The organism is Caulobacter sp. HMWF025, assembly GCF_003060965.1.
Lineage (GTDB): Bacteria > Pseudomonadota > Alphaproteobacteria > Caulobacterales > Caulobacteraceae > Caulobacter.
Map to the genome: position 1 here is coordinate 6,340 of NZ_QAII01000055.1, position 1,197 is coordinate 7,536.

The 1,197-nt window shown below is 65.7% G+C and carries 2 protein-coding genes; both read left to right on the plus strand.

The annotated features are described in order from the left end of the window. The coding region (locus tag DBR10_RS19800) for a hypothetical protein (RefSeq protein WP_233243316.1) at window positions 1-143 on the plus strand (143 nt) is incomplete at its 5' end. A 34-nt stretch (window positions 144-177) separates the two neighbouring features. Then, window positions 178-1,050, plus strand: a complete 873-nt coding sequence (locus DBR10_RS07525; protein WP_108505846.1) for a F0F1 ATP synthase subunit gamma — start codon at window positions 178-180, stop codon at window positions 1,048-1,050. Window positions 1,051-1,197: the final 147 nt, after the last annotated feature.

Genomic DNA, 1,197 nt, shown 5'->3' on the forward strand with positions numbered 1-1,197 from the left:
GCTTCGAGAGCGAGTTCCTGGCCCGCCTGCACAGCCAGCACAAGGACCTGCTGGACGGCATCCGCACCAAGAAGGCGCTCGACAAGGATCTGGAGAACACGCTGAAGAGCGCGCTCGACAGCTTCTCGTCGACCTTCGCCTAAGCCCCCTCGGAACGCTCGGAGAGAGTAGCGCCGAATGGCCAGCTTGAAGGAAATGCGCAATCGGATCTCGAGCGTCAAAGCGACGCAAAAGATCACGAAAGCGATGCAGATGGTGGCAGCCGCCAAGCTGCGCCGGAGCCAGGACGCGGCTGAGGCCGCCCGTCCCTATGCCCGGCGTCTGGCTTCGGTGATTGCCAACCTGGCAGCCGGCGTGTCCGGCGACGGGGCTCCGGCCCTGCTGACCGGCACCGGACGGGACGACCGTCACCTGGTGATCGTGGCAGCGGCCGATCGCGGCCTGGCCGGTGGTTTCACCTCGTCGATCGTGCGGGCCGCGCGCCTGCACATCGACGGGCTGATCGCCCAGGGCAAGGACGTGAAGATCGTCTGCGTCGGCAAGAAGTCGACTGTGCAGCTGCGCCGGCTCTATGCCGACCGCATCGTCGAGAACTTCGACCTGTCGGCCTATCGCCAGTTCACCCTGTCGGTGGCCCAGCCGATCGCCGACGTCGTCACCCGCCTCTATGAGGCCGGCGACATCGACGTGGTCACGCTATTCTACAGCCGCTTCAAGTCGGTGGTCACCCAGACCCCGACGGCGCTGCAGCTGATCCCGGCGGTCGTCGAGGGCGGCGCTGCGCCGTCGAGCGGTGCGGTTTACGAGTATGAGCCCTCGGAAGAGGCCATTCTCGAGACCCTGCTGCCGCGCAACCTGACGGTCCAGATCCTGTCGGCCCTGCTCGACAACATGGCCGGCTTCTATGCCAGCCAGATGACGGCGATGGACAACGCCACGCGCAACGCCGGCGACATGATCAAGCGCTACACCCTTGAGTACAACCGTTCCCGCCAGGCCCAGATCACCAAGGAGCTGATCGAGATCATCTCCGGCGCCGAAGCCGTCTGATCAAAAGCCTAACGTAAAAAACGCACGCACGAGCACGCACGAAAGACCCGCACGCCATGGCCAAGACCCCCGCTAAGGCTCCCGCCGCCGCCGCTGAAAAGCCGGTTGCCGCCAAGAAGCCCGCCGCCACCAAGGCCGCTGCCGCCC